Raw genomic sequence first — 23823 nt, forward strand, 5'->3', positions numbered from 1 at the left:
TATTTTAACCATTAAATTATTTACTGTAAATGTGCTGATTATATCCAATGAATAAAAACAGGGAAAGGAAATGAACTAAAGTTTCTGTCGAAATTGATTTATAAAACGAATAATTTTTTTATAGAGAAACATAGATTTTGCTATTAGCTGATGGGGGATATAAAGATTTTTGCATGTGCGTTCGGGCAAAAATGCAAAACTGATTAAAACAACTGAAAGTCCAAATGCTGCGGCTGTAATCTCTAGCCAGGAAAACATCATACCATTCCTCCTTTTACAAACCTACTAATAGAATATGTAAAAGTTCGAAAGGAGGTTGTACGATAGACCTATAACGAGTGACGGTATGAAGCTCTCTCTAAAAATAAAATTACGTCAAAGAACGTTTGGCACAGGCCCTGCGTTCTTTGACGTAATTTTATTTTCGCTCTTCAGCCTGATGCTCTTGTTTGTTTTGTTCAGTGAGACGTTTTTGATGAGCTTTTGTTTCTGCACTTACGTGATTTGCATCATTCGGTTGATTCTTCTTTGAACCTCCTGCAGCGTTACTCATTAGACGACACCTCCAGTCTGGTTATGAAACATACCTATAGAATGTGCGTATTTACAGACTTTATACACCTCTATCGATATTACTGCACACGAAAAAAGCAAAGGGAGAGTCACTAAGACTGTTCCCTTTGCTTTTTTACTAGGCCACTTTATCGGTGGTGATAATTTTGTTAATCCAGTCTTTTCCTTCTGTAAACCTTGTAACCAGCATTGCTGTTACTGTATTTCCTGTACTATTTAACAGGGTAGCAGGGGCGTCAATAATCGTGGAAATGACCGCAATAATGGGCAGAACTTCTGGCGAAAATCCATAAATCGTAATAATTAACATTTCGCCAATCATACCGCCTCCAGGGATTGCTCCCATTACAGCTCCAACTAAAAAGGCTACGCCTAAAATACTCAAAATGCTCGTAGCAGACGTCATATCTTTTCCAAACAAACTGAATAAGAAAACAATTTTTAGAATACCGCCAATAACAGAACCATCTTTATGCGTGTTTGCTCCTAATGGAATCACCGTTTCAGCAATATCAAGTGGCACACCCATTTTCTTTGTTGCATCTAAATTGACTGGAATAGATGCAGCAGAAGAACAGGTAGCAATAGCGGTGATAGAAGGAGCAGCTGCATTTTTCCAGAACAGTTTAATTCCTGCTTTACCGCCAGCAATCCATGCGTATAGCGTAAAGAAGCCGAAATAGTAAACGATTGCAATTAATAAATAAAGAATAAATGCTCTAGCGTACCCTTGTAAGATCTTTGGTCCTAGTTCTCCTACAACAGTAGCAAAATAGCACCCTAAACCAATTGGAGCATAGTACATCACAATTTTAACAACCTTCATCGATACTTCTTGACCCGAAGTCAGGAATTTCGCCATAGGCTGTCCTTTTTCACCGGCCATCGTTGTAGCAATACCGAAAATGACGGCAAAGACAATTAATTGTAAAATATGCTCTTTCGAAAATAACTGAACAAAATCAGGTACAGTAAAGGTACTAACAAGCTGAGTTAAAAGCGTCATTTTTTCAGCTGTATTTTCACTGTCACCCATTAATTCTTTAATCGCAGAAGTATCTACGTTGTGCAGCGGATTGTAAAGTGACGCGCCTAAAAAGCCTAGAACAGCTGAAACAGCAGCAGTAGCGATAAACACAACGGCGATACCTAGCATAATTTTACCGAGACGTTTCATTTCGTTCATGTTTGCAATTGCCGAAGCCACACTAAAAAAGACAAGGGGAACGATAATCATGAACATTAAATTAAGAAACAAATCACCAAAGGGCTTTACGACTGCTACATCGGGCCCGATAGCATATCCTGCTATCCCGCCAATTAAAATAGCGAGAAGCAGAATAAGCGATGATCTGTACGTTTTAAATACACTTAAAACCATAGTTATATTTCCTCCAAACAACAATAGCTTCTTTACTACGCAAGAACAGCTATCATTTGCTCATTGCATACGTAGTAACGACTGGCTTTACATCTTTTCGCACCAAATCTTCGTATGTTTCTCGCTCCACAGCAAGACGAGCTTCTCCATTTTTTACAAATACAACAGCAGGGCGCGGAATGCGGTTGTAATTGCTAGCCATTGAATAGTTGTAGGCACCTGTAGAGGAAACTGCTAATAAATCTCCTTGATTAACGCGCGGTAAATCGATATCCCAAATAAGCATATCTCCTGATTCACAGCATTTCCCCGCAATCGATACCGTTTCATCTTTTTTATCCGTCACTCTATTAGCCAAGACAGCTTCATGCTTTGCATCATACAAAGCAGGACGAATATTATCGGTCATACCCCCGTCAATTCCCACGTATTTGCGTACACCTGGAATCTCTTTCGTTGAGCCAATTGTATAAAGCGTTGTACCCGCTTCTCCTACGATGCTTCTTCCAGGCTCAATCCAGACTTCCGGAAGGGTATAATTTTGTTCCGTTAACGTACGGCTTAGCTTTTCTGTCAGTGCATCTACATAATACTCAACTGGAAGAGGAGAATCGCTTTCGGTATAACGAATACCAAAACCACCACCTACGTTTAAAACTTTTACTTCAAAGTCCATTTTATCACGAATATTGAATAAGAAATCAGTTAAAATATCAATGGCGCGAGAAAAACCATCTACTTCAAAAATTTGCGAACCAATATGACAATGAATGCCTAAAAGATTATAATAAGGCTTTTCTAATGCAGAACTTACCGCTTTCATGGCTTGGTCATTGGAAAGACCAAATCCAAACTTTGAGTCTTCTTGTCCGGTCATAATATATTCGTGTGTATGGGCTTCAATCCCTGGAGTAACACGGAGAAGAATAGATGCTTTCTGTTTGCGCTCAGCTGCTAAGGCATGCAAAACTTCAAGTTCGGTGAAGTTATCCACAACAAAGCAGCCGATATTCGCATCAAGAGCCATTTCAATTTCTTCAATCGTTTTGTTATTTCCGTGAAAATGAATGCGTTCAGCTGGATATCCCGCTTCAAGAGCTGTAAATAATTCGCCTCCTGAGACCACATCTAATGACATATCAAGCTTCGTTAAAAGATTAGCCATTTCCATACAAAGAAAGGCTTTCCCTGCATAGGCGATTTGATATGAAAATCCACTTCTTTGGAAGGCTGAATGGAAGGCCTTGCATTTCGTCTCAATTAATTCTTGATCGTAGATGTATAGGGGAGTGCCGTATTGTTTTTTCAGTTCGACCGTATCGCACTGTCCAATTTCTAAATGATTGCTGCTGTTAATTTTACTCGTTCCATGTAAGTACATAATCCATATCCCTCCATTTAAATCATTCAACTATAACTTTGATGATCAGTAGAAAAACACAAAAAAGACCCGTGAAGTGATGTTCACGCGTCTTGGTTTCATAATAATAAAGTATTATTACATTCTAGGCATCAACATCTCTTCAATAGCTCTCCACAAACCAAATGGTTTGTGACAGCTCAGCATTTATTCAATACTGAACCAGTATATGAACACAATGGATGTCTATATACTTCGGCACGAAATCCCTTTTACTTATCTTCACAGACTCCATTAGTCTCTAATAAGTGACTCTTGATTTCATGCACCTCTATTCTCAGAGAGGAAAATTATATTTAAATGTAACTCCTATTATATTTCCTTTTCCTCTGTCTAGTCAATGAAAAGTTAAGGCATAGGAATATCAAAAAAAATAAATAAAAAAGCTATAAAGCTTCCAGATAGAATCCAAGCAGCCAGTGCTGTCTTCTGATGAATGATTAAAAGTGAGAACGTGACAACATTGAAGAGAAAAGAACACAGCAGCGACCATCCATAATGATGAGTGATACTGTGATTAACATAAGCAATGAACTCAATCACAGTAAATAAAAGCGCCCACAAAAGAATCCACCACAGCCGGCCGCTTACATGCAACGGCAGCCTTCCTAAAAAAACCGGTATAACAAACGGATAAATAATTAAGGTTATTCCAAGGGAAACCATTAGGTGATCGGGTAGAAAAAGGTGATCAATACCAACAGGGTGAAATACCCATACGCGGTGATGAAACAGCAGCACTTCATAAAGCAAATTCCCCGTGATCCAAAACAACAAAGTAGGATAGTATTCTTGATATCTCCGCCACTTGCCAAATAGTAAACCAAGAATGATGAAAAATAATACAAATGAAGATTGCATACGCTCTCCTTAAAATAATGGTTATTTCTTTTTATTTACATATTATAGTGGTTTTATTCTTTCATTTTTTTATTCAGAAACTATAATAAAAAAGCGGTAAACGCAGTGTTAAATATGCGCGATCACTACTTGTGGTTTGCTTCATCTCACCATAATCTCCGTAAAAGAACTTATTGCGCTTTTGTTTACAATGAAAGGAGCTATATGTCAAAGTCAGCAAGACTCAAAAATAAGCTCAAAATAGCTTCACCTAGTATGTGACTTCTTTTTTTGCTATGCTAAAATTGCGTACATAATGGCATAAGAATACTAGAAGAAAGAAAAGGGTGTTTTGGTATGAAAACATACATCGTAGTTGGAGCTGGGATACTTGGAGCTTCTACAGCATATCATTTAGCAAAAGCAGGAGCAGATGTGACATTGATAGATCGCAAGGATGCGGGTCAAGCTACTGATGCAGCAGCAGGAATTGTTTGTCCATGGCTTTCGCAGCGTCGAAATAAAGCATGGTACCGCTTAGCAAAAGGCGGCGCCAAGTACTATCAAACATTAATTCAGCAATTAGAAGAAGATGGAGAAACGGATACGGGATATAAGCGAGTAGGAGCAATTAGCTTACATACTGATGAGCAAAAGCTTAAAAAAATGGAAGAAAGAGCATATAAGCGTCGGGAAAAAGCTCCCGAAATAGGCGAGATTACACGTTTATCCGCTAAAGAAACACAGGCTTTGTTTCCGGTTCTTTCGGAAGAATACAGTTCAGTTCATATTAGTGGAGCCGCTCGCGTTAACGGAAGAGCTCTTCGAAACGCACTTGTGAATGCAGCGAAGAAAAACGGTGCAAAAATAATAGAAGGAAACGCAGAACTACTTTATGAAAATAATCAAGTAACGGGCGTTTCCGTAAATGGACAAACCCTTCTAGCAAGTACAACAATCGTAACAGCAGGAGCGTGGGCAAATCAATTACTAGAGCCTCTTGGAGTGAAATTTTTAGCAAGCTTTCAAAAAGCACAAATTGTCCACTTGCATCTCCCTGATGTAGATACAAAAGACTGGCCCGTTGTGATGCCTCCAAGCGACCAATATATTCTTTCATTTGAACAAGGTCAAATTGTCATTGGAGCAACACATGAAAACGACACGGGTTATGACTTGAGAGTAACTGCTGGGGGGCTTCATGAGATTTTTTCAAAGGCCTTATCAATTGCTCCCGGCTTAACAGAAAGCACAGTCTTAGAAACAAGGGTAGGGTTTCGACCATTTACTCCAGGCTTCTTGCCAGTCATTGGAACTCTTCCGGCTTACGAAGGAATACTAGTAGCGAATGGTCTCGGAGCTTCAGGCTTAACGTCGGGTCCTTATCTTGGTTCAGAGCTTGCTAAATTAGCACTTGAAATGGAAATGGAAATTGATCTTAGCGACTATGATGTAGGAGGAGCTATCGAGTCTTAAGCAAACAGAATGAATGAAAACAAATAGAAGTTCGTAAACTATAACTACTATATGATGAAAGGAAGTAGATTGTTTGCGAAAGATTATGATAAGTGCAGCAGCAGCTTTTTTATTTATGAGCGCGACGCCTGTATTAGCAGAAAACAATCCTCAGCCAGAAACAAAAGACGTGCAGCTGACGTCTCAGCAAAAGCAGGAATTGTCCGTGCTGTACAAAGAAATGCTAGCAAAAAAGAAAGAAATACTTTCAAAATATGTGGAGTACGGTGTGCTAAGCAAAACGGAGAGTCAAAACATTTCTTCACATATGGAAAATCGCTATCAGCATATGGAGAAAAATGGTTTTGTTCCGAAGCGACACTGTCATAAAATGCATCATTCAAAGTAATTCATATTCACATAAAAAAGCGCCTTTACAGGCGTTTTTTTATGTGAGTGAATGGAAAATATCCGCTTCTTTATCTAGTAAATTCTAAAATCCTCATGTAAAATTAAGAGAATGAGAACGAGTAGGAAAGATGCTAGTGAGGGGTAGGTAAATACGAACGATGAACGAAAATAAAAAAATAGTCCGATTACATGCAGAAAATCATTCAGCTGAGGCGCTAGGAATCATATTTGCTTACAAACAAAAAGATGACCATCTTGTTTACAGTATGTATCAAGGTGAAAGCGTTCATGAGCAAAAAATACCTCTAGAAGAATGGGTCTCGTATGAGCATTTTTTCGAAGCACTAAACAAAAAGAAAAAGCTTATGTACGAGCTTCAAATAAATGATAAACGCTATGTAGTAAACTTAACCCCTTTATCTTACACAGAAAAGCCTGAAATTATGGGGCATTGCGTGAATATAACTAGTTATCAGGAGAAGAAAGAACAGATTCAGCCTTTTATTTATCATAACGCAGATGCTGTTGCTGTCGTTGACTTAGAAGGTAAAACGCTTCAAGTGAACCCTGCGTTTGAGAATACATTTGGCTGGACGTTTGAAGAAATTTATCAAAAGCCTCTTCCAATTATACCTTCGTTTTTAAAGGAGCCAGTGTGCGAACTTCATAAGACCATTCAATCAGGGGAATCGAAAACGGAATTTGAGACGGTCAGACAGCATAAAGACGGTCATTTAATTAATGTAAGCGTCACACTATTCCGCGTTGAAAATATGAATGATTGGCCGCTATGCATTGCTTTTGTCTATCGAGATATAACATCACGAAAGCAGGCTGAAACGGCTTTAAAAGAAAGCGAAGAACGCTACCGAAGCTTGATTGAGTTATCGCCGGAAGCGATTATCGTTCATAGTGAAGGGAAAATTGATTACATCAACCCTGCAGGAGCCAAAGCGCTAGGATACAAAAGTCCTCAAGACGTATTAGGAGCGTGTGTTTATCAGTTTGTTCACCCTGATTACTATGATGTGGTAAAACAGCGAATTTATCGAATGAAAACAGAAAATAAATCTGTAGACCTACAGGAAGAGAAGTTTATTCATAAAGACGGTCATACGATTGATGCCGAAACCATTGCTTTTCCTATTCCCTATATGGGAAAGCAGGCCATTCAAGTTTTGTTTCGTGATATTACAGAACGTAAAAAAACTGAAAAATTGCTGCGTGAATCCGCTCAGCTTTCCTTAGTCGGACAGTTAGCGGCTGGTATAGCTCACGAAATTCGAAACCCTCTGACGGCGGTAAAAGGATTTATGCAGTTATTAAAAGAAACGAGCGGTCAGCCTTACTATGTAGAAATGATAAATCATGAGTTAGATAGAATTGAATTGATTACTGATGAGTTCTTGAGTCTTGCAAAGCCTCAGGCGAAAACCTACAGGGACAAACATGTCCAAGATATTTTAGAGAATACTTTAAAGCTAGCTGAGGTGCAGGGGATTACGGAGAAAATTCACGTAAAAAAAGAAATTGATCTTCATCTTCCTCTCGTATTATGCGAAGAAAATCAGTTGAAACAGGTGTTTAGCAATATATTTAAAAATGCAGTCGAATCTATGCCAAGTGGAGGAACCGTAACGATTCAACTAAAAAGATTTAATCAGGAGAACCTTGTTGTCCGGTTTAGCGACGAGGGGCCAGGCATCACGCAGGAAAGAATGCAGCATTTAGGAAAACCTTTTTATAGTACCAAAGAGAAAGGAACGGGGCTTGGACTGATGGTGTGTTATAAGATCATTCGAGAACATAGAGGAGAAATTAACTTTGTAAGTGAACTTGGAAAAGGAACTACCGTAGACATTCTTTTGCCTTTTAAAAAGTAGATTCTACTTTTATAAGCATGAAACCTTTTCTAAAGGGGAATACATGTTAGTGAACGAATAATGAGATTAAAATAGGAGGGAATAAGATGGAACGCATTGAAACGGGAGAGATTTTTACAATTTTAGATGAAAATGATCAAGAGCAAGATATTGAAGTGCTTGGAAAAATGACGATTGAAGGGCACGATTATATTGCTGTTGCGTTTGTGGAAGAAGTTTTAATTGAAACAGAAGAAGAAATTGATGTTTTCTTTTTGAAAATTGAAGATGATGGTGAATGGTCTTCAATTGAAGATGACGATGAGTTTGAAAAGGTATCAGCCGTATTTGAGGAAATGACATCCGCGTAAAAAGAGAGGTTAAAACCTCTCTTTTTTTATTTTTAAATAATATAATATTTAGAATTTTTCTAAAAATATCTTGCTGAATTATTTCCCTTCATTTATGATGAATATGTAACATACCAACCGGTTAGTAAGTAAATGAAAGCGAGGGACTACCGTGTATTTTTCTTACTCTGACAAAGTAGTGAAGCTGCAAAAAGAATTGACCTCTTTTATGGAAGAGCATATTTACCCAAATGAACGGCTATACGAACAACAGCTGAATGAACAGCCATCTAGATGGTCAGCTGTTCCTCCGATCATGGAAGAGTTAAAAGAAAAAGCAAAGCAAGCTGGATTATGGAACTTATTTTTGCCAGAAAGCGAATACGGAGCGGGTCTAACAAATGTCGAATATGCCCCCCTTTGCGAAATTATGGGCCGTTCTATTATTGGACCAGAAGCTTTTAATTGCGGAGCTCCTGACACCGGCAATATGGAAGTACTGGTTCGATACGGAACGTCCGAACAGAAAGAAAAATGGCTAAAACCGCTGTTAAATGGAGACATTCGCTCCTGCTTTTCTATGACAGAACCAGATGTAGGTTCTTCTGATGCCACAAACATTCAGTGCAGTATTATAAGAGAAGGCGATGAATATGTAATAAATGGAAGAAAATGGTGGTCTTCAGGTGCGGGAGATCCTCGCTGCAAAATTGCTATTGTCATGGGAAAAAGCGATTTTACCGCATCTAAATATGAACAGCAGTCTATGATTCTAGTTCCATTAAATACTCCAGGAGTTAAAATTGAACGAATGCTGCCAGTCTTTGGATACGATCACGCTCCTCATGGACATGCTGAAATTCATTATGACAATGTGCGTGTGCCAGCGTCTAATATGCTTTTAGGCGAAGGCAAAGGATTTGCTATCGCTCAAGGCAGATTGGGGCCTGGACGTATTCATCACTGCATGCGGCTAATAGGAGCAGCGGAAAGAGCGCTTGAAGAATTATGTAAGCGTATTCAAAATCGTTCTACTTTTAATAAGTTGCTTTCCCAGCAAGGGGTTATTCAAGAATGGGTGGCAGAATCGCGTATTGAAATTGAGCAAGCTCGCTTATTAACATTAAAAGCTGCTTATATGATGGACACAGTTGGAAATAAAAAAGCGCGGAAAGAAATTGCTATGATTAAAGTAATGGCTCCTGCTATGGCTTTAAAAGTCATTGATCGTGCTATTCAAGCATTTGGAGCAGCAGGTGTTTCAGAAGACACGCCGCTTGCGGCACTTTGGGCAAATGCCCGCACTCTTCGCCTCGCTGATGGTCCAGACGAAGTGCACAAAGCTCAGCTTGCAAGACTTGAATTAAAATCCTATCAAGAAAAGGAGGCAACATATGCACATAAAGGATTTGTTTGATTTAACTGGGAAAACAGCTATTATTACCGGCGGAGGCAGAGGATTAGGAGAACAAATGGCAGAAGGGCTTGCAGAGGCAGGGGCAAATATTGTTCTATGTTCGAGAAAAAAAGAAGCATGTCAGCAAGTGGCCGATCGATTGGCCACTACAGGCGTAAAAACCCTCGCTTTAGCATGCGACATCAGTCAGCCTGAAGATATTAAAAATGTCGTGCATCAAACGATTGAAAAATTTGGACGTATTGATATTTTAATTAATAACAGCGGAGCTACGTGGGGTGCTCCAGTTGAAGAAATGCCTCTTGAAGCATGGCAAAAAGTGATGAATATTAATGTTACAGGAACGTTTTTAATGTCCCAAGAAGCTGGAAAAGAAATGATTAAACAAAAAGCTGGCAAGATTATTAACATTGCTTCAATTGCCGGTCTTGGAGGAACAGATCCTCAGTACATGGATACAATCGGGTACAACACGAGTAAAGGAGCGGTCATTACGTTTACGAAAGATTTAGCTGTCAAATGGGGACAGCATAATATTCAAGTTAATGCGATTGCGCCGGGATTTTTCCCTACTAAAATGTCAGGTGCGATTATGGAACAAGGCAAAGATTATTTTCTGAGTCAAACCCCTTTAAAACGCTTTGGCTCCGAAGCTGATTTAAAAGGAGCGGCTGTTTTTCTTGCTTCTGCGGCGTCTAATTATATTACGGGAGATATTCTGACAGTAGACGGTGGAGTTCATGCTATGTGAATAAGAAAGGAGTAACTTGATGGAAGACGTTAAAAAATGGTTTACACCTTATCCAGAAGCTTACACTCATGACATTCACATCGAAGATATTTCACTATTTGATATGCTGAAAGAAACAGCCGAACGTTATCCTGCTCACACGGCAACGCGCATGTATCAGCATACGTTAACGTACCAGGAGCTGTATCACTCAGTTCGCGTATTTGCAGGAGCACTACAGAAAAAAGGGATTAAAAAAGGAGATCGTGTAGCAATTATGCTGCCAAACTGTCCGCAATATATAATAAGCTATTTCGGCATTGTAGCAGCGGGCGGCATTGTGACTCAGGTCAACCCTATGCTTGTCGAACAAGAGCTAGAGCATATTTTAAACGATTCCGGGGCAAAAAAAATAATTCTGCTCGATGATTTTTATACGAGACTTCAAGAGATAAGAAACCGCGTTGATATAGAAGAAGCGATAACTGTCAGCTTGCAAAAACCTTTTGTTCCTACATCACCAGACCTTTCCTTCCTAGATTTTTTAACCATCAAGCATGAATTTAATCAGCCGGTCATCCATCCAGGACACGATATCGCTGTTCTTCAGTATACGGGAGGAACGACCGGACCATCTAAAGGTGCGATGCTTACACATACAAACATTTACACAAACGCAGTTCAATCATACGAAATATTTAAGCATGATATTGAATTAGGAAAAGAAAAATGCTTAACCGTTATTCCATTATTTCACGTATTTGGCATGACTTCCTGTATGCATTTATCGATTCTTTGCGGAAATGAAATATTGCTATTGCCGCGTTTTGATTTGGAAGAAGTACTAAATACAATAAAAAAAGAGCAGCCTAGTATTTTTCCTGGCGTGCCAACTATGTATGTTGCTATTACAAATCATCCGAGGGCAGAAGAATACAACATCGAAAGTATTCGCATCTGCAACAGCGGCAGTGCGCCGATGCCTATTGAGCTGATGAAAGAGTTCGAACGAAAAACGGGTGCTAAAGTGTTAGAAGGGTACGGCTTATCAGAAGCATCCCCTGTCACGCATTGTAACCTGCCGTTTTGTGAGAGAAAGCCAGGTACAGTCGGACTTGGCGTTCCGCAAACTGCTTATAAAATTGTAGACGTGGCTACCGGAACAAAAGAACTGCCAAGAGAAGAGCTTGGAGAAATAGTGATTAAAGGCCCTCAAGTTATGAAGGGCTATTGGAATCAACCTGAAGAGACGGCTCACGCGCTTAGAAACGGCTGGCTGTACACAGGAGACATTGGACAGATAGATGAAGACGGGTATTTATCCATTGTTGATCGCAAAAAAGATATGATTATTGCGAGTGGTTTTAATGTGTATCCTCGAGATATTGAAGAAGTTTTATATGAACACAGCCACATTAAAGAAGCCGTTGTAATTGGTGTGCCGCACCCTTACAGAGGAGAAACGATTAAAGCGATTTTGGTAGTGAAAGAAGGGAAATCTCTTTCCGAAGAAGAGCTTACTTCTTATTGTCGACATCACCTTGCCGCTTACAAAATTCCGCGAATCTTTGAGTTTCGCGCTGAGCTTCCTAAGACCAATGTAGGGAAAATTTTACGACGGGCACTACGAGAAGAAGTGGTGAAAGAAACGATGTAAATAAGCTGAACATAAACAAACTTTTTCAAAAGCTCCCTCTAAGCCATGGTATAATTTGTGAAAATGAGAAAAGACAGAGAGGGTTTGACGATGAAAGATTTGATGATGGAACGAAGCATTCAGCTTTTTGCTCAAAAAGGTTTCAAAGAAACGTCTATTCAAGATATTGTAAATGAATTAAACGTCACAAAAGGAACGTTTTATTATTATTTTAAAAGCAAACAAGAGCTTTTAATGGATATTCACCTTCAATATATTGAAAGATTAATAGAAAACCAAGAGACGATTCTTGCAGATAAGACAACATCTTATCCAGAAAAGCTTCACAGCATTATTTTTAAACTTGTTCATGATATTGAGAAAGAAGGTCTTCGAGCTAAAGTGTTTTTTAGAGAGATGCGTCATTTGAGTGAAGAACACTTAGAACAAATCATTCCAAAACGCGATCGTTTTAAAGAAAACGTACAAGAAATTATTGAAAAAGGAATAGAAGCAGGGCAGTTCCGTTCAGATTTGCCTTCAGATATCGTGACGCTAGGCATATTAGGAATGACAAATTGGAGCTATTTTTGGTTTCAGCCGGATGGAGAAAAATCAGATCGAGAAGTTGCGGCTATTTTTTATAAGATGCTGGTGAAAGGTATTCAGTCACAGTAGCTGATAGGCTAGACAGTGCTCGTAAAAGGCGGGAAAGTATAAGCTCTTTCTCTCCTTTTATATTAAAAGGAGGCTATAACATGAATAGTAAAGACATACAGCGTATTGCTGTTATTGGAGCAGGACAAATGGGACATCAGATCGGTATGCTTTGTGCACTTGGAGGATATGAAACAATTATTCAAGATATGAATGAACAATCACTCATTGATGCAAAAAATAAGCTGGAAGCGATTATAGGCAAGTGGGTTCATAAAGGAAAAATCTCTTCTGAGGCTAAAGAAGCCGCATTTCGAAGATTGTCTTTTACAAACACATTAAAGGAAGCGGTTTCAAATGCTGATTTTGTAATTGAAGCTGTGGTAGAAAAGTTAGATGTAAAACAAAGTGTCTTTAAAGAAATAGATGAGTACGCACCAAGTCACGCCATTTTAGCATCGAATAGTTCAACAATTGTTAACTCGCTTATTGCAAGTGCAACAAACCGTCCAGAGCAAATCGTTAACATGCATTTCTTTTTTCCTCCCCTTGTAATGGACTGCGTAGAAGTTGTGATGAGTGAAAAGACAAGTGAAAAAACAGCTCAAACGACAATGGAAGTTTGCAAGCAAATTAATCGTACAGCAGTCCTTCTGAAAAAAGAAATCTCAGGTTTTATTGCCAATCGAATTTTAGGAGCGTTGCAAAAAGAAGCCGTTTTTCTTTACGAAAATGGATACGCAAATTTTGAAGACATTGATACGATTTGCAAAAAAGCGCTCAATCACCCGATCGGTCCTTTTGAATTGATGGATCTCTCGGGAATTGACGTCGGATATTTTGTGATGCAGCAGCGCTATAGCGAAACGGGGGATCCAGAGGACAAGCCAGCTGCGTGCATTGAAGAAAAAGTTCAAAAAGGCGAGCTTGGACGCAAAACAGGAAAAGGTTTTTACACATACCACACACAAGGAGTGAAGTAATGATGAAAAAATTTGTACGTGTTGAAAAAGAGGAGAAAACGGCAATTGTAACCATTGATAACCCGCCTTTAAATGTAATGAGCCAGACTGTTGTGCAGCAGCTTGAAGAAACGTATGAAGAGCTTAGTAAAGATCCGGATGTAATTACAATCATTTTAACAGGAGCGGGCGAGCGGGCGTTTATGGCTGGAGCTGATATTAAAGAGTTTCCTCAGTTAATGGGGCAAAGCGGCATTAAAGAAGAGTTTATGAAAACCCATCGTGTTTTGCAAAAACTTGAAAACATTGAAAAACCAACAATTGTCGTGTTAAACGGTTTAACGTTTGGAGGAGGATGCGAACTTTCACTAACCGCTGATATACGCATTGCCGAAGAACATGCTCAAATCGGTCTTCCGGAAGTGAAGCTCGGATTGTTTCCTGGAGGCGGCGGAACTCAGCGTCTTCCACGCGTAATCGGCGTTTCTAAAGCTAAAGAGTGGATGTTTGCCGGCAGTCCTGTTTCTGCAGAAGAAGCGCTTCATGCAGGCTTTGTCAATCATGTCACGCCTAAAGGAAAAGGGCTCGAAAAAGCAAAAGAGCTGGCTAAGAAATTTAACCGTCACTCTCTTCCATCACTTTCTCGAATTAAGACAGCGGTAAACGAAGGAATAAATCGTACATTATCTGAAGGTCTTGAACTTGAGGCAGAGCTGTTTGAAGAAGTCTTTCAAACAGAAGATATTAAAGAAGGAGTATCAGCATTTATTGAAAAGCGTCCCGCTGTTTTTTCACATAAGTAAAGGAGGAGAAGATCATGTATGAAACACAGGTCAAAGTGCGCTTTTGCGAAACAGACGCACTCGGTCACATTAACAATACGAGCTATTTCATTTATTTAGAAGAGGCCCGGATTGCTTTTTTTGAAGAAATGGGAGCATCCATGCATACAGAAAAGTGGGAGTATATTTTAGCGTCTACTAAATGTGATTTTGTTGCGCAAGGTTATTTTAATCAAGTGCTAATGATTAAAACCTTTGTATCTAATGTCGGCAATAAAAGCTTTACAATTGGACATGAAATTACAGACAGCAAGACGGGATCGCTGATTGCTAAAGGAGAAGCTGTCATCGTGTACTTTGATTTTGATGCACAAAAAAGCGTTTCTATTCCAGCGGACATTAAGCAGTTTTTGATGAATTATAAAGTAGCTGTTTAACTATAAAAAAGCAGGTGGTAAAAGAATGTCACAAATCATTCCTGTACGAAAAGGAGAGGAATTAAACACGGAAAAACTGCATCAGTTTCTCCGTGTTTCGGTTCCTGATTTACCTACAGAGCCTCTTTTAATCAAGCAATTTGGATCAGGTGCGTCCAATTTAACCTACGCTCTTTCAGTCGGAGAGTGGGAGGCGGTGTTGAGACGCCCTCCCTTTGGGCCAGTTGCGCCAAAAGCGCATGACATGCAAAGAGAATACAAGATTTTATCTGTTTTATCGAAGTCTTTCCCTCTCGCTCCTAGGCCGTATGTGTTTTGTGAAGATGAGACGGTGGTCGGGAAATCCTTTTTTTTAATGGAGAGAAAGCACGGTGTTCTCATCGACACAGCGTTTCCAGAAGACGTGAAAGGAACTAACGAACTTTGCCGTTGTATCTCAGAACAAATGGTGGATGTCCTTGCTCAACTTCATGATGTTCCTTACAAAGGCACGCTTCTTGAAAAAATCAGCAAGCCCGAAGGATTTTTAGAACGTCAGGTACACGGCTGGATTCATCGTTATGAAGAATCAAAAACAAGTGACATACCGGAAGTAGAAGCCCTAAAAAAATGGTTGACCACACACATCCCCACTACACAGCATTCGACCATTATTCACTATGATTATAAGCTTAACAATACGTTATTTTCACCGGATGGAAATAAAATTGTAGGATTATTTGACTGGGAAATGACAACCGTTGGAGACCCGCTTGCTGATTTGGGAGTGGCGCTGAGCTACTGGATGGAAGACAGCGATCCTGAACTTTTGAAAAGAGGACTTGGAAATCCACCTGTTACTGTGCAAAAAAGCTTTTATTCTCGTCGAGATTTTGTAGAAGCATACGCTAAAAAAAGCGGACGGGATGTTTCACATATTGACTTTTACCTAAAATTTGCTTACTTCAAACTTGCTGTCATTTGTCAGCAAATTTATTACCGTTATAAAAAAGGCCAAACAAATGATAAACGGTTTTCACAATTTGGAGATTATGTCAAAACACTAATTATTCATGCTCTGCACACAGAACGAGGACATATATGAAAGGAAAAGTTCACGTAATACTCAAAAAAGAAGAGCTTCTTGCCAAAAAGCTAGAAGGAAAAACGGTTGTTATATTTGATGTCTTATTAGCTACATCAACAATTGCGGCTGCTTTACAGCAAGGAGCAATAGAAGTTATTCCAGTAAAAAATGAAGAAGAAGCGCGTAAAAAAGCAGAAACGTATAAGCCTGATGAAATTGCGCTTGTAGGCGAATATAGAGGGAAAACGATTGAAGGCTTTTTTGATCCAAACCCCAGCACGTTAAAGGAGCATGTTCAAAATAAAGCAGTTATTTTGTCTACCACTAATGGAACGGTAGCCATCCATAACGCCGAGAAAGCGAAACATGTATATGCAGCTTCACTGTTAAACGGAGAAGCGGTTGCGAATGCTGTTTGTCAACCAAGTCAAGATGAAACTGTTTTATTGGTTTGTTCAGGTTCATCCGATCGCTTCTGTCTAGAAGATTTATATGGAGCGGGGTACTTCATAAGCTGTTTGCTGCAACTAAAAACATTTCATTTAACGGATGCTGCAAAAGCCGCACTGCTTTTATATGAGGCTTATGAGCATTCACCTGTTGAAATATTAAAACGCTCAGCCGTAGGGGAAATGCTCACTCAGTATGGCTTTCTAGACGAAATTGGCTTTGTAAGCCGGAAAAACGTCTATTCCGTAGTTCCTAAGGTAGTGAAAAAAAAGCTAGTAAACGGGGAGGAAACGATATGTCTGAAATGAAAACCGAAGCAAAAGGCGGATCATTTTTACTGAAAAAAACATCTACGCATCACGTTTATACACCCGAAGACTTAACGGATGAGCACCGTATGATTGCTCAGACAGCAAAGCAGTTTATTGAAAAAGAAGTAGACCCTTACCATAATGACATTGAGCAGCAGGATTTTAATAAAGTAGTAGAATTGATGCATAAAGCAGGCGAGCTTGGACTTCTTGCTCACAGTATTCCAGAAACATATGGAGGACTAGGTCTTGATAAAGTAAGCAAAGGACTCGTCGGTGAAATCATTGGCCGGACAAGCGGATATGGAGTCGCTCATTCTAATCATACATGCATTGCGACACTTCCTATTACGTATTTTGGCACCAAGGAGCAAAAAGAAAAATACTTGCCTAAATTGGCAAGCGGGGAATATATTGGCGCCTACTGTTTGACAGAGCCAGAAGCAGGTTCTGATGCTCTTGCAGCCCAAACAAAAGCCGTATTAAATCCTGAAAAAACACATTATGTATTAAATGGAACGAAGCAGTACATTACCAATGCTGCCTTTTCAGATACGTTCATCACGTATGCAAAAGTAGACGGTGAACATTTTACCGCTTTTATTGTAGAAAAAGGTTTTGAAGGACTCTCTCTCGGGCCAGAAGAAAAGAAAATGGGAATTAAAGGGTCGTCTACTCGTCCAGTTATTTATGAAGATTGCTTAGTACCCGTAGAGAACGTACTTGGACAAGTAGGAAAAGGTCACTTGATTGCGTTGAACGTCTTAAACCTCGGACGTTTTAACTTAGGTTCTGCATGTATGGGTGCAGCGAAATATGCGTTTGAACTTGCTTTAGCTTATACAAAAGAACGCAAGCAGTTTAAAACAGCTATTGCGGAATTTAATGCTTCAAAAGAAAAAATAGCAAAAATGGCGGCTCGTATTTTTGCATCTGAATCTATTCAGTACCGTACAGCTGGTTTACTAGAAGAGGCACTTGGTGGCTTATATGAAAGTGAAAATCATAAGTTAGTAGCTAAACAGCTGGCTGAATTTGCAATGGAATGTTCAGTTTGTAAAGTGTACGGATCGGAAACGCTTGATTTAATTGCCGATGAAGCGCTGCAGCTTCATGGCGGCGCAGGGTTTATTCAAGAATATAAAATAGAACAAGTATATCGTGACTCACGCATCAATCGTATTTTTGAAGGTACAAATGAAATCAATCGCCTTTTGCTTCCAACTCAGCTTCTAAAAAAAGCAGACAAAGGAGAAATAGAGCTGAGCAAACAAGTAGAACATGCTGTTAGTGAATTGATGAGCGGTCAGTGGGAAATATCTTCAAATGAACTTCTAGCAAGAGAAAAGCAGGCGGTTATTACCACAAGACATTTATTTCTTGCTTTGTTAGGAACAGCATTCCAAACGTTTAACGCCAATCTAGCACAAGAACAAGAAACGCTGATGAAGCTCGCAGAAATTGCTGTTGGACTATTTGCCATAGAGTCATCTGTGCTGCGCGCGGAAAAAGCCGTGAACAAAAATGGAGAAGAAAAAGAAAAGTTAAAAAGCAAGCTGACAGCAACGGTTGTTAGTGAAACACTCTTTGAAATTGAAAAGCAGGCTCGACAATTAATAAACGGAATGTTAACGGGTGAAAAACACCGACAGTACCGCGCAATTCTTGGAAAATGGATGAATGATTTGCAAAGTGAAGGAGAGTTCACGCGCAATCGAGACATCGCCCGTGAATTTATCGAAAGCGGGCGATATGTTGTATAAGGAGGGATATTATGCGTTTTGAAGGGCAAATAGCTGTTATTACAGGAGCTGGAAGCGGCATTGGAGAAGCGACCGCTCAGAGAATGGCGAAAGAAGGAGCTCGCGTCATTCTTGTCGGGCGAACTAAAGAAAAACTAGTACAGGCTGCATCGGCTATTGACACACGGTGTGAACGAAAATGCACGGATATTTTCTCAGCTGATGTAACGAAAGAAGAAGACGTCAAAGAGCTGGCTGAGTTTATAAAAGAAAAGTACGGACAAATTCATTTATTAATTAATAACGCAGGCGGATCAGTTAATTCAACAATCAAAGAAACAACGCTTGAACAGTGGAAACACGTGCAGGACGTCAATTTAACAAGCGTATTTCTTGTCACAAAACATTTGATTCCTTTTTTAACTGAAGAAATAGGAGGAAATCGATCTATTGTTAACATCGCTTCTCTATCAGGACATAAAGCTGGGGCACAAATTCCTCACTACAGCGCTGCTAAAGCTGGTCTAATTAACTTTACAAAAGCAATGGCGTTTGAGTTAGCACCCCACGGAGTCAGAGTAAACTCTGTGTCTCCTGGATTCGTAGAAACACCTTTAACGCAGCCTGGACTTGAAAACGAGCGCTTCACTAAGGCAATCGAAAAAAATACGGCTTTAAAACGTGTAGGTAAACCAGATGAAATTGCAAATGTTATTGCTTTTGCAGCGTCTGAAGAGGCATCTTATATGACGGGAAGTGATTTATTAGTAGATGGCGGGTGGCTTATCGTTTAATGCAAATTAAAGAGGAGGGAATTGAAATTATGAGTGATTTAGTAGTAGAAAAGCAGGGGACTATTTTATCTTTAACGTTAAATCGGCCGGAGCGTTTAAATGCATTCAGTGAAGAAATGATTGAAAAGTTAACAGCTGAAATAAAACAGGCACAAAGCGATGAGTCTATTAAAGTAGTTATATTAAATGGAGCAGGGCGCTCGTTTTCTGCCGGAGGCGATGTAAAAACGATGGGTCAAGCATCCGGATCTGATGTTTATGAACATATCGGCCGTTTAAATGAATGTATTTTAGCGATGCAAAATCTAGAGAAGCCAATTATTTCAGCAGTTCATGGATTTGCAGCAGGAGCGGCTTTTAATTTAGCTCTTGCTTCTGACTTTATCATTGCGTCAGAAGAAAGTCGGTTCGTATTAAGCTTTTCTCAAGTTGGATTGATTTCAGACGGAGGAGGCCTTTACTTTCTTACAAAGGTCGTTGGTCCCCATAGAGCGAAGGAACTATTATTTTTAGGAGAGCCTATGGATGCCGACACGGCTTACAAAGCTGGTTTTTTAAACCGTGTAGTATCGTTAAATCAGCTGAAAGATGAGGTCACATCCTTTGCAAGTCGCTTATCACAAGGACCAACGAAAGCGTATGGGAAAATGAAAAAAATTGTCAACGATTCCTTTCATTTAACGTTAGAACAAGTCCTTGAACAAGAAAGACTAACGCAAGTTCTTATGGTAGAAACAAGAGATCATCAAGAAGGAATATCTGCGTTTAAAGAAAAAAGAAAGCCACTATTTCAAGGGAAATAAGAGGGGGATATAAGATGAAAGCCATTCAATTTACGCAGTACGGGGGACCTGATGTTCTTCAAGTTATCGATATTGCACGCCCTGTACCAAAAAAGAAAGATGTGCTCATTAAAGTTGCGGCAATCGGCGTTAATTACGCCGACGCTGCGCGGCGTGAAGGAGCATACGTAGTCGAAACACCGCTGCCTTTTATCCCAGGTTCTGAAGTAGCGGGCGAAGTGGTTGAAGTAGGCGAGGATGTAAAAGGGATACAAGTAGGTACAAAAGTCGTGACGCTGCTAGGATCTAATCGAGCAACAGGATACGCTGAGTACACGCTGGCAGATTCAAGAGGCCTTATTCCGTTGCCGGAGAATGTGGATTTAACACAAGCGGTTGCTTTGCCTCTTCAAGGACTCACGGCTTATCATATTTTAAAAACAATGGGTCGCCTTGAAAAAGGAGAAACCGTCATTGTTCATGCGGCAGCAGGCGGTGTTGGAACCTTAGCTGTTCAGCTTGCCAAAATGTTTGGAGCTGGAAAAGTTATTGCTACAGCGAGCTCCAAAGAAAAGCTTGAGCTTGCAAAAAATCTCGGAGCTGACGAAACGATTAACTATACAGAAACAGGCTGGGAAAAACAAATTTTAGAAGTAACGGAAGGAAAAGGAGCCGATATTATTTTAGAAATGGTAGGAGGGCATATATTCTATGAATCTCTTCAATGTCTTGCACCATTTGGGCGCCTCGTTTTTTACGGAATGGCTAGCGGAAAACCTGTAAAATTTAACCCTGCCCGCCTGATGGAAAAAAATCAATCGGTTCTAGGCTTTTTCTTACCTCAAATGATGGCAAAACCAGCGCTTTATCAGCAAAGCCTGCATGAGCTATTAAACTACGTAAATTCCGGTCAGCTAAAATTAATGCTGGGCGGCACATTTTCACTTGATGAAGCAGCAGATGTACATCGTCTGCTTCAAGGAAGAAAAACGACCGGAAAATTAGTGTTAGTTCCTTAACAAAACAGCTTCCGTCTCTAATAGGGATGGGAGCTGTTTTGGTTTAAAAAATTGGCTTTCACCTGCCAATTTTTTAAAAACCGCTTAATAATTTGGCATAAAAACCAATGTTTTTTACTAATTTCTTCTATATTTTAACACTGGCATGGAAGTTGCATAATAAGTGTTTGAACATATAAAGGAGGAATTGAATATGGTGAGAAATGGAACGGACCGCGTGAAGCGGGGAATGGCAGAAATGCAAAAAGGCGGCGTTATCATGGACGTCATTAATGCAGAACAGGCAAAAATTGCAGAGGCAGCAGGCGCTGTTGCCGTTATGGCGTTAGAGCGCGTTCCGGCCGATATTCGTGCAGCAGGCGGCGTATCTCGTATGGCAGATCCAACAATTGTGGAAGAAGTGATGAACGCTGTATCCATTCCAGTTATGGCGAAAGCTCGTATTGGCCATATTGTTGAAGCACGCGTGCTAGAAGCAATGGGTGTAGACTACATTGACGAAAGTGAAGTACTCACTCCAGCTGATGAGGAATATCACCTTAACAAAAGTACATTTACGGTTCCATTTGTATGCGGATGCCGTGATTTAGGGGAAGCAGCAAGACGAATTGGTGAAGGTGCTTCGATGCTGCGTACAAAAGGCGAACCAGGAACAGGAAACATCGTCGAAGCAGTGCGTCATATGCGCCAAGTAAACGCTCAAGTACGTAAAGTTGTAGGCATGGATGAAGACGAGTTAATGACAGAAGCTAAACTATTAGGTGCGCCTTATGAGCTATTACTGCAAATTAAACGTGAAGGCCGTTTACCGGTTGTAAACTTTGCAGCAGGCGGCGTAGCAACACCCGCAGACGCAGCGTTAATGATGCAGCTAGGAGCAGACGGTGTGTTCGTTGGATCAGGAATCTTCAAATCAGACAACCCTGAAAAATTTGCGCGAGCAATCGTGGAAGCAACAACGCATTATCAAGACTATGAACTTATTGCAAACTTGTCAAAAGGATTAGGAAGTGCAATGAAAGGAATTGAAATTTCATCATTATTACCAGAAAATCGTATGCAAGAACGCGGCTGGTAATGAGTAATAACTTTTAAACTTAGTTAGGAGAATGACCATGGGGAAATATACGATAGTCGATAAAGAAACGTGTATTGCGTGCGGTGCATGCGGAGCTGCGGCACCTGATATTTATGATTATGATGATGAAGGAATTGCGTTCGTTATACTTGATGATAATCAAGGCACGGTTGAAGTGCCCCAAGAGCTGGAAGACGATTTAATAGATGCGTTTGAAGGATGTCCAACAGAGTCCATCCGTATAGCGGATGAAAAGTTTGATGGAGACTCGAATAAATTTCAATAAACCGAAATAAATAAAAAAATAGAAAGTTTTTTTAAAAGAAAAGAAGGATTTTGTCTAGAAAAGGCGAAATGTTAGTTGTGTAAGAACATATCTTTTTAAAAATGAAAGCACTTACATAACTAAAAGCATATGAGTTAGTCTCATTTGACCTTTCAGAATTATTATTGTAAAAGTGCAGAGTAATCAAATAGTTTTTAAAAGGAGATTAAGGGGCATGCAAATACTGAATACAGTCATTGTGACAGGATATGCAAAAGCTCCACAGGGAACTTCCATGTATGAAATGTATAAGCATGCGGGAATTGTACTAGAAGTGGATCTGACAGAGCATAAAATTGTAAATGCTGAGTTTACGTTTATTACGGAGCTGACGCAAAATTTTTTCCGGAAGCTGCTTATTGGTTACTGCCTTGCAGATGGAATTGAACCTCTTATTGAACGTATTCAAAATTATTATTTTGCTCCATCTCAACAGGCGATTATCGTAGCGCTTCAGGCTGCAATCCAACGTTACTGGGATAATGTGAATCAAAAAATTACATAGCGTTTGGTTAGAATAAAGTGAGAAGACAACCTCTTTTCATGGTCTTATTAAAACCAAGCAGACACACACACACTTTACAAAGAGTGGGGACATCCCTTTTTCTTTGGGGAGTCATTGTGTCCTGCTTGGTTTTTTTCGTGTAAAGCGCTGTGAAATATAAAAAGAAAAGGAGGAAACAAAATGAACAAAATCATCACGCGCGAAGAAGCAATAGAAAAAATAACAGATGGCGCACGCATTATGGTAGGTGGATTTGGTCTTGTTGGAAGCCCGCTTAGTCTGATTGAAGCGATTGCCAAATCAAACCTTAAAGATTTAGAGATTATTAGTAATAACCTCGGTGAACCTGGAAAAGGATTAGGTGTATTGGTTCAAAAAAAACAAGTAAAAAAAGCCATAGGGTCTTATTTTACTTCCAACCCTGAAGTTGTACACGCTTATCAACAACAAGAACTTCAAGTGGAGCTCATCCCGCAAGGAACAATGTCCGAGGCAATTAGAGCAGGAGGAGCAGGCATCGGAGGATTTTATACGCCTGTGAGCGTAGGGACCCAGCTGGCGGAAGGAAAAGAAGAACGAGTATTAAAAGGAAAGAAATATGTTTTGCAAGAATCGCTGCACGCAGATGTAGCTCTTATAAAAGCTAAAAAAGCAGATCGACTGGGAAATCTTATTTACAGCAAATCAGCAAGAAACTTTAATCCAATGATGGCAACAGCCGCTGATATCGTGATTGCAGAAGTAGAAGAAGTTGTTGAAGTTGGACAGATTTCTCCTGAAGAAATTGTAACTCCTCATTTATACGTTACTTATATCGTAGTGAAAGGAGAAAATTAAG

General features: G+C 39.7%; 26 protein-coding genes and 1 riboswitch. Of the genes, 21 read left to right on the forward strand and 5 right to left on the reverse strand.

All coding sequences use genetic code 11. From position 1 onward, the window contains the following. Positions 1 to 75 precede the first annotated feature (75 nt). From MKY06_RS12025 to MKY06_RS12045, 5 genes are all read right to left on the reverse strand, one after another. Complete coding sequence (locus MKY06_RS12025; RefSeq protein ID WP_013057042.1) at positions 76 to 261, reverse strand: hypothetical protein; 186 nt, start codon at positions 259 to 261, stop codon at positions 76 to 78. A 157-nt stretch (positions 262 to 418) separates the two neighbouring features. Further along, the gene (locus MKY06_RS12030) at positions 419 to 553 is read right to left on the reverse strand and encodes a hypothetical protein (protein ID WP_013057043.1); all 135 of its coding nucleotides are present in this window, start codon (positions 551 to 553) and stop codon (positions 419 to 421) included. Between the two features lie 138 nt (positions 554 to 691). Beyond that, a complete protein-coding gene (locus tag MKY06_RS12035; RefSeq protein ID WP_013057044.1) occupies positions 692 to 1954 on the reverse strand; it encodes a dicarboxylate/amino acid:cation symporter in 1263 nt (420 codons plus the stop codon). Between the two features lie 52 nt (positions 1955 to 2006). Continuing rightward, positions 2007 to 3335 carry a diaminopimelate decarboxylase gene (lysA, locus tag MKY06_RS12040; protein ID WP_013057045.1) on the reverse strand — a complete coding sequence of 443 codons (1329 nt, stop codon included), beginning with the start codon at positions 3333 to 3335 and terminating at the stop codon, positions 2007 to 2009. Positions 3336 to 3473: 138 nt separating this feature from the next. Next, a riboswitch (Lysine riboswitch) is annotated at positions 3474 to 3656 on the reverse strand. Between the two features lie 66 nt (positions 3657 to 3722). Beyond that, positions 3723 to 4235: a CBO0543 family protein gene (locus MKY06_RS12045; protein WP_029321764.1), complete on the reverse strand. Its 513-nt coding sequence runs from the start codon at positions 4233 to 4235 to the stop codon at positions 3723 to 3725. Positions 4236 to 4571: 336 nt separating this feature from the next. Between MKY06_RS12045 and MKY06_RS12050 the strand changes: the two genes are divergently transcribed. The 21 genes from MKY06_RS12050 (at position 4572) to MKY06_RS12150 (ending at position 23822) form a co-directional block, all read left to right on the forward strand. Then, entirely contained in the window at positions 4572 to 5690 is a 1119-nt protein-coding gene (locus tag MKY06_RS12050) for an NAD(P)/FAD-dependent oxidoreductase (protein WP_013057047.1), read from the forward strand. Positions 5691 to 5763: 73 nt separating this feature from the next. Further along, on the forward strand, positions 5764 to 6078 hold the full coding sequence (locus MKY06_RS12055) for a YckD family protein (RefSeq protein ID WP_013057048.1): 315 nt from the start codon (positions 5764 to 5766) through the stop codon (positions 6076 to 6078). Positions 6079 to 6238: 160 nt separating this feature from the next. Continuing rightward, positions 6239 to 7963 (forward strand): PAS domain-containing sensor histidine kinase, encoded by a 1725-nt coding sequence (locus MKY06_RS12060; RefSeq protein ID WP_013057049.1) that lies wholly within the window; start codon positions 6239 to 6241, stop codon positions 7961 to 7963. Positions 7964 to 8049: 86 nt separating this feature from the next. Beyond that, the gene (locus MKY06_RS12065) at positions 8050 to 8313 is read left to right on the forward strand and encodes a DUF1292 domain-containing protein (RefSeq protein WP_013057050.1); all 264 of its coding nucleotides are present in this window, start codon (positions 8050 to 8052) and stop codon (positions 8311 to 8313) included. Positions 8314 to 8464: 151 nt separating this feature from the next. Then, the gene (locus MKY06_RS12070; RefSeq protein ID WP_029321769.1) at positions 8465 to 9709 is read left to right on the forward strand and encodes an acyl-CoA dehydrogenase; all 1245 of its coding nucleotides are present in this window, start codon (positions 8465 to 8467) and stop codon (positions 9707 to 9709) included. Next, positions 9687 to 10460: an SDR family oxidoreductase gene (locus MKY06_RS12075; protein WP_013057052.1), complete on the forward strand. Its 774-nt coding sequence runs from the start codon at positions 9687 to 9689 to the stop codon at positions 10458 to 10460. The genes MKY06_RS12070 and MKY06_RS12075 overlap by 23 nt, the downstream gene beginning before the upstream one ends. Positions 10461 to 10479: 19 nt before the next feature. Continuing rightward, the gene (locus MKY06_RS12080; RefSeq protein ID WP_029321772.1) at positions 10480 to 12096 is read left to right on the forward strand and encodes a long-chain-fatty-acid--CoA ligase; all 1617 of its coding nucleotides are present in this window, start codon (positions 10480 to 10482) and stop codon (positions 12094 to 12096) included. Positions 12097 to 12186: 90 nt separating this feature from the next. Then, positions 12187 to 12753 (forward strand): TetR/AcrR family transcriptional regulator, encoded by a 567-nt coding sequence (locus tag MKY06_RS12085; RefSeq protein WP_013057054.1) that lies wholly within the window; start codon positions 12187 to 12189, stop codon positions 12751 to 12753. An 80-nt stretch (positions 12754 to 12833) separates the two neighbouring features. Further along, positions 12834 to 13715 carry a 3-hydroxyacyl-CoA dehydrogenase family protein gene (locus tag MKY06_RS12090; protein WP_029321774.1) on the forward strand — a complete coding sequence of 294 codons (882 nt, stop codon included), beginning with the start codon at positions 12834 to 12836 and terminating at the stop codon, positions 13713 to 13715. Beyond that, positions 13715 to 14497 carry an enoyl-CoA hydratase gene (locus MKY06_RS12095; protein ID WP_013057056.1) on the forward strand — a complete coding sequence of 261 codons (783 nt, stop codon included), beginning with the start codon at positions 13715 to 13717 and terminating at the stop codon, positions 14495 to 14497. The genes MKY06_RS12090 and MKY06_RS12095 overlap by 1 nt, the downstream gene beginning before the upstream one ends. Before the next feature lie 14 nt (positions 14498 to 14511). Beyond that, positions 14512 to 14913 (forward strand): acyl-CoA thioesterase, encoded by a 402-nt coding sequence (locus MKY06_RS12100; protein ID WP_013057057.1) that lies wholly within the window; start codon positions 14512 to 14514, stop codon positions 14911 to 14913. Between the two features lie 25 nt (positions 14914 to 14938). Then, positions 14939 to 15997 carry a phosphotransferase family protein gene (locus MKY06_RS12105; protein ID WP_013057058.1) on the forward strand — a complete coding sequence of 353 codons (1059 nt, stop codon included), beginning with the start codon at positions 14939 to 14941 and terminating at the stop codon, positions 15995 to 15997. Beyond that, positions 15994 to 16737, forward strand: a complete 744-nt coding sequence (locus tag MKY06_RS12110; RefSeq protein ID WP_013057059.1) for a 2-phosphosulfolactate phosphatase — start codon at positions 15994 to 15996, stop codon at positions 16735 to 16737. Before MKY06_RS12105 ends, MKY06_RS12110 begins: the two co-directional genes overlap by 4 nt. After that, positions 16725 to 18503 carry an acyl-CoA dehydrogenase family protein gene (locus MKY06_RS12115; RefSeq protein WP_029321779.1) on the forward strand — a complete coding sequence of 593 codons (1779 nt, stop codon included), beginning with the start codon at positions 16725 to 16727 and terminating at the stop codon, positions 18501 to 18503. The genes MKY06_RS12110 and MKY06_RS12115 overlap by 13 nt, the downstream gene beginning before the upstream one ends. An 11-nt stretch (positions 18504 to 18514) precedes the next feature. Then, complete coding sequence (locus MKY06_RS12120) at positions 18515 to 19276, forward strand: SDR family NAD(P)-dependent oxidoreductase (protein WP_029321783.1); 762 nt, start codon at positions 18515 to 18517, stop codon at positions 19274 to 19276. Between the two features lie 29 nt (positions 19277 to 19305). Continuing rightward, positions 19306 to 20079, forward strand: coding sequence for an enoyl-CoA hydratase/isomerase family protein (locus tag MKY06_RS12125; RefSeq protein WP_029321785.1), 774 nt, complete (start codon positions 19306 to 19308; stop codon positions 20077 to 20079). A gap of 14 nt (positions 20080 to 20093) precedes the next feature. After that, positions 20094 to 21077, forward strand: coding sequence for a quinone oxidoreductase family protein (locus tag MKY06_RS12130; RefSeq protein WP_029321787.1), 984 nt, complete (start codon positions 20094 to 20096; stop codon positions 21075 to 21077). A gap of 193 nt (positions 21078 to 21270) precedes the next feature. Continuing rightward, on the forward strand, positions 21271 to 22155 hold the full coding sequence (gene pdxS / locus MKY06_RS12135) for a pyridoxal 5'-phosphate synthase lyase subunit PdxS (protein ID WP_029321789.1): 885 nt from the start codon (positions 21271 to 21273) through the stop codon (positions 22153 to 22155). Between the two features lie 37 nt (positions 22156 to 22192). Then, positions 22193 to 22441: a ferredoxin gene (locus MKY06_RS12140; RefSeq protein ID WP_013057065.1), complete on the forward strand. Its 249-nt coding sequence runs from the start codon at positions 22193 to 22195 to the stop codon at positions 22439 to 22441. 214 nt (positions 22442 to 22655) lie between these two features. Further along, complete coding sequence (locus tag MKY06_RS12145; protein WP_013057066.1) at positions 22656 to 22985, forward strand: DUF3870 domain-containing protein; 330 nt, start codon at positions 22656 to 22658, stop codon at positions 22983 to 22985. Positions 22986 to 23165: 180 nt separating this feature from the next. After that, on the forward strand, positions 23166 to 23822 hold the full coding sequence (locus tag MKY06_RS12150) for a CoA transferase subunit A (RefSeq protein WP_013057067.1): 657 nt from the start codon (positions 23166 to 23168) through the stop codon (positions 23820 to 23822). Position 23823 lies beyond the last annotated feature (1 nt).

Source organism: Priestia sp. FSL P4-0332, from assembly GCF_038005845.1.
GTDB lineage: Bacteria > Bacillota > Bacilli > Bacillales > Bacillaceae_H > Priestia.

Bases quoted from the DNA above. Each gene is read 5' to 3' on its own strand.
- MKY06_RS12110 (WP_013057059.1), top strand. From the start codon at position 15,994: ATGAAAGGAAAAGTTCACGTAATACTCAAAAAAGAAGAGCTTCTTGCC.
- MKY06_RS12085 (WP_013057054.1), top strand. From the start codon at position 12,187: ATGAAAGATTTGATGATGGAACGAAGCATTCAGCTTTTTGCTCAAAAA.
- MKY06_RS12075 (WP_013057052.1), top strand. From the start codon at position 9,687: ATGCACATAAAGGATTTGTTTGATTTAACTGGGAAAACAGCTATTATT.
- MKY06_RS12035 (WP_013057044.1), bottom strand. From the start codon at position 1,954: ATGGTTTTAAGTGTATTTAAAACGTACAGATCATCGCTTATTCTGCTT.
- MKY06_RS12140 (WP_013057065.1), top strand. From the start codon at position 22,193: ATGGGGAAATATACGATAGTCGATAAAGAAACGTGTATTGCGTGCGGT.
- MKY06_RS12025 (WP_013057042.1), bottom strand. From the start codon at position 261: ATGATGTTTTCCTGGCTAGAGATTACAGCCGCAGCATTTGGACTTTCA.
- MKY06_RS12045 (WP_029321764.1), bottom strand. From the start codon at position 4,235: ATGCAATCTTCATTTGTATTATTTTTCATCATTCTTGGTTTACTATTT.
- MKY06_RS12100 (WP_013057057.1), top strand. From the start codon at position 14,512: ATGTATGAAACACAGGTCAAAGTGCGCTTTTGCGAAACAGACGCACTC.
- MKY06_RS12125 (WP_029321785.1), top strand. From the start codon at position 19,306: ATGAGTGATTTAGTAGTAGAAAAGCAGGGGACTATTTTATCTTTAACG.
- MKY06_RS12120 (WP_029321783.1), top strand. From the start codon at position 18,515: ATGCGTTTTGAAGGGCAAATAGCTGTTATTACAGGAGCTGGAAGCGGC.
- MKY06_RS12130 (WP_029321787.1), top strand. From the start codon at position 20,094: ATGAAAGCCATTCAATTTACGCAGTACGGGGGACCTGATGTTCTTCAA.
- MKY06_RS12145 (WP_013057066.1), top strand. From the start codon at position 22,656: ATGCAAATACTGAATACAGTCATTGTGACAGGATATGCAAAAGCTCCA.
- MKY06_RS12030 (WP_013057043.1), bottom strand. From the start codon at position 553: ATGAGTAACGCTGCAGGAGGTTCAAAGAAGAATCAACCGAATGATGCA.
- pdxS (WP_029321789.1), top strand. From the start codon at position 21,271: ATGGTGAGAAATGGAACGGACCGCGTGAAGCGGGGAATGGCAGAAATG.
- MKY06_RS12090 (WP_029321774.1), top strand. From the start codon at position 12,834: ATGAATAGTAAAGACATACAGCGTATTGCTGTTATTGGAGCAGGACAA.
- MKY06_RS12150 (WP_013057067.1), top strand. From the start codon at position 23,166: ATGAACAAAATCATCACGCGCGAAGAAGCAATAGAAAAAATAACAGAT.
- lysA (WP_013057045.1), bottom strand. From the start codon at position 3,335: ATGTACTTACATGGAACGAGTAAAATTAACAGCAGCAATCATTTAGAA.
- MKY06_RS12080 (WP_029321772.1), top strand. From the start codon at position 10,480: ATGGAAGACGTTAAAAAATGGTTTACACCTTATCCAGAAGCTTACACT.
- MKY06_RS12050 (WP_013057047.1), top strand. From the start codon at position 4,572: ATGAAAACATACATCGTAGTTGGAGCTGGGATACTTGGAGCTTCTACA.
- MKY06_RS12105 (WP_013057058.1), top strand. From the start codon at position 14,939: ATGTCACAAATCATTCCTGTACGAAAAGGAGAGGAATTAAACACGGAA.
- MKY06_RS12065 (WP_013057050.1), top strand. From the start codon at position 8,050: ATGGAACGCATTGAAACGGGAGAGATTTTTACAATTTTAGATGAAAAT.
- MKY06_RS12060 (WP_013057049.1), top strand. From the start codon at position 6,239: ATGAACGAAAATAAAAAAATAGTCCGATTACATGCAGAAAATCATTCA.
- MKY06_RS12115 (WP_029321779.1), top strand. From the start codon at position 16,725: ATGTCTGAAATGAAAACCGAAGCAAAAGGCGGATCATTTTTACTGAAA.
- MKY06_RS12095 (WP_013057056.1), top strand. From the start codon at position 13,715: ATGATGAAAAAATTTGTACGTGTTGAAAAAGAGGAGAAAACGGCAATT.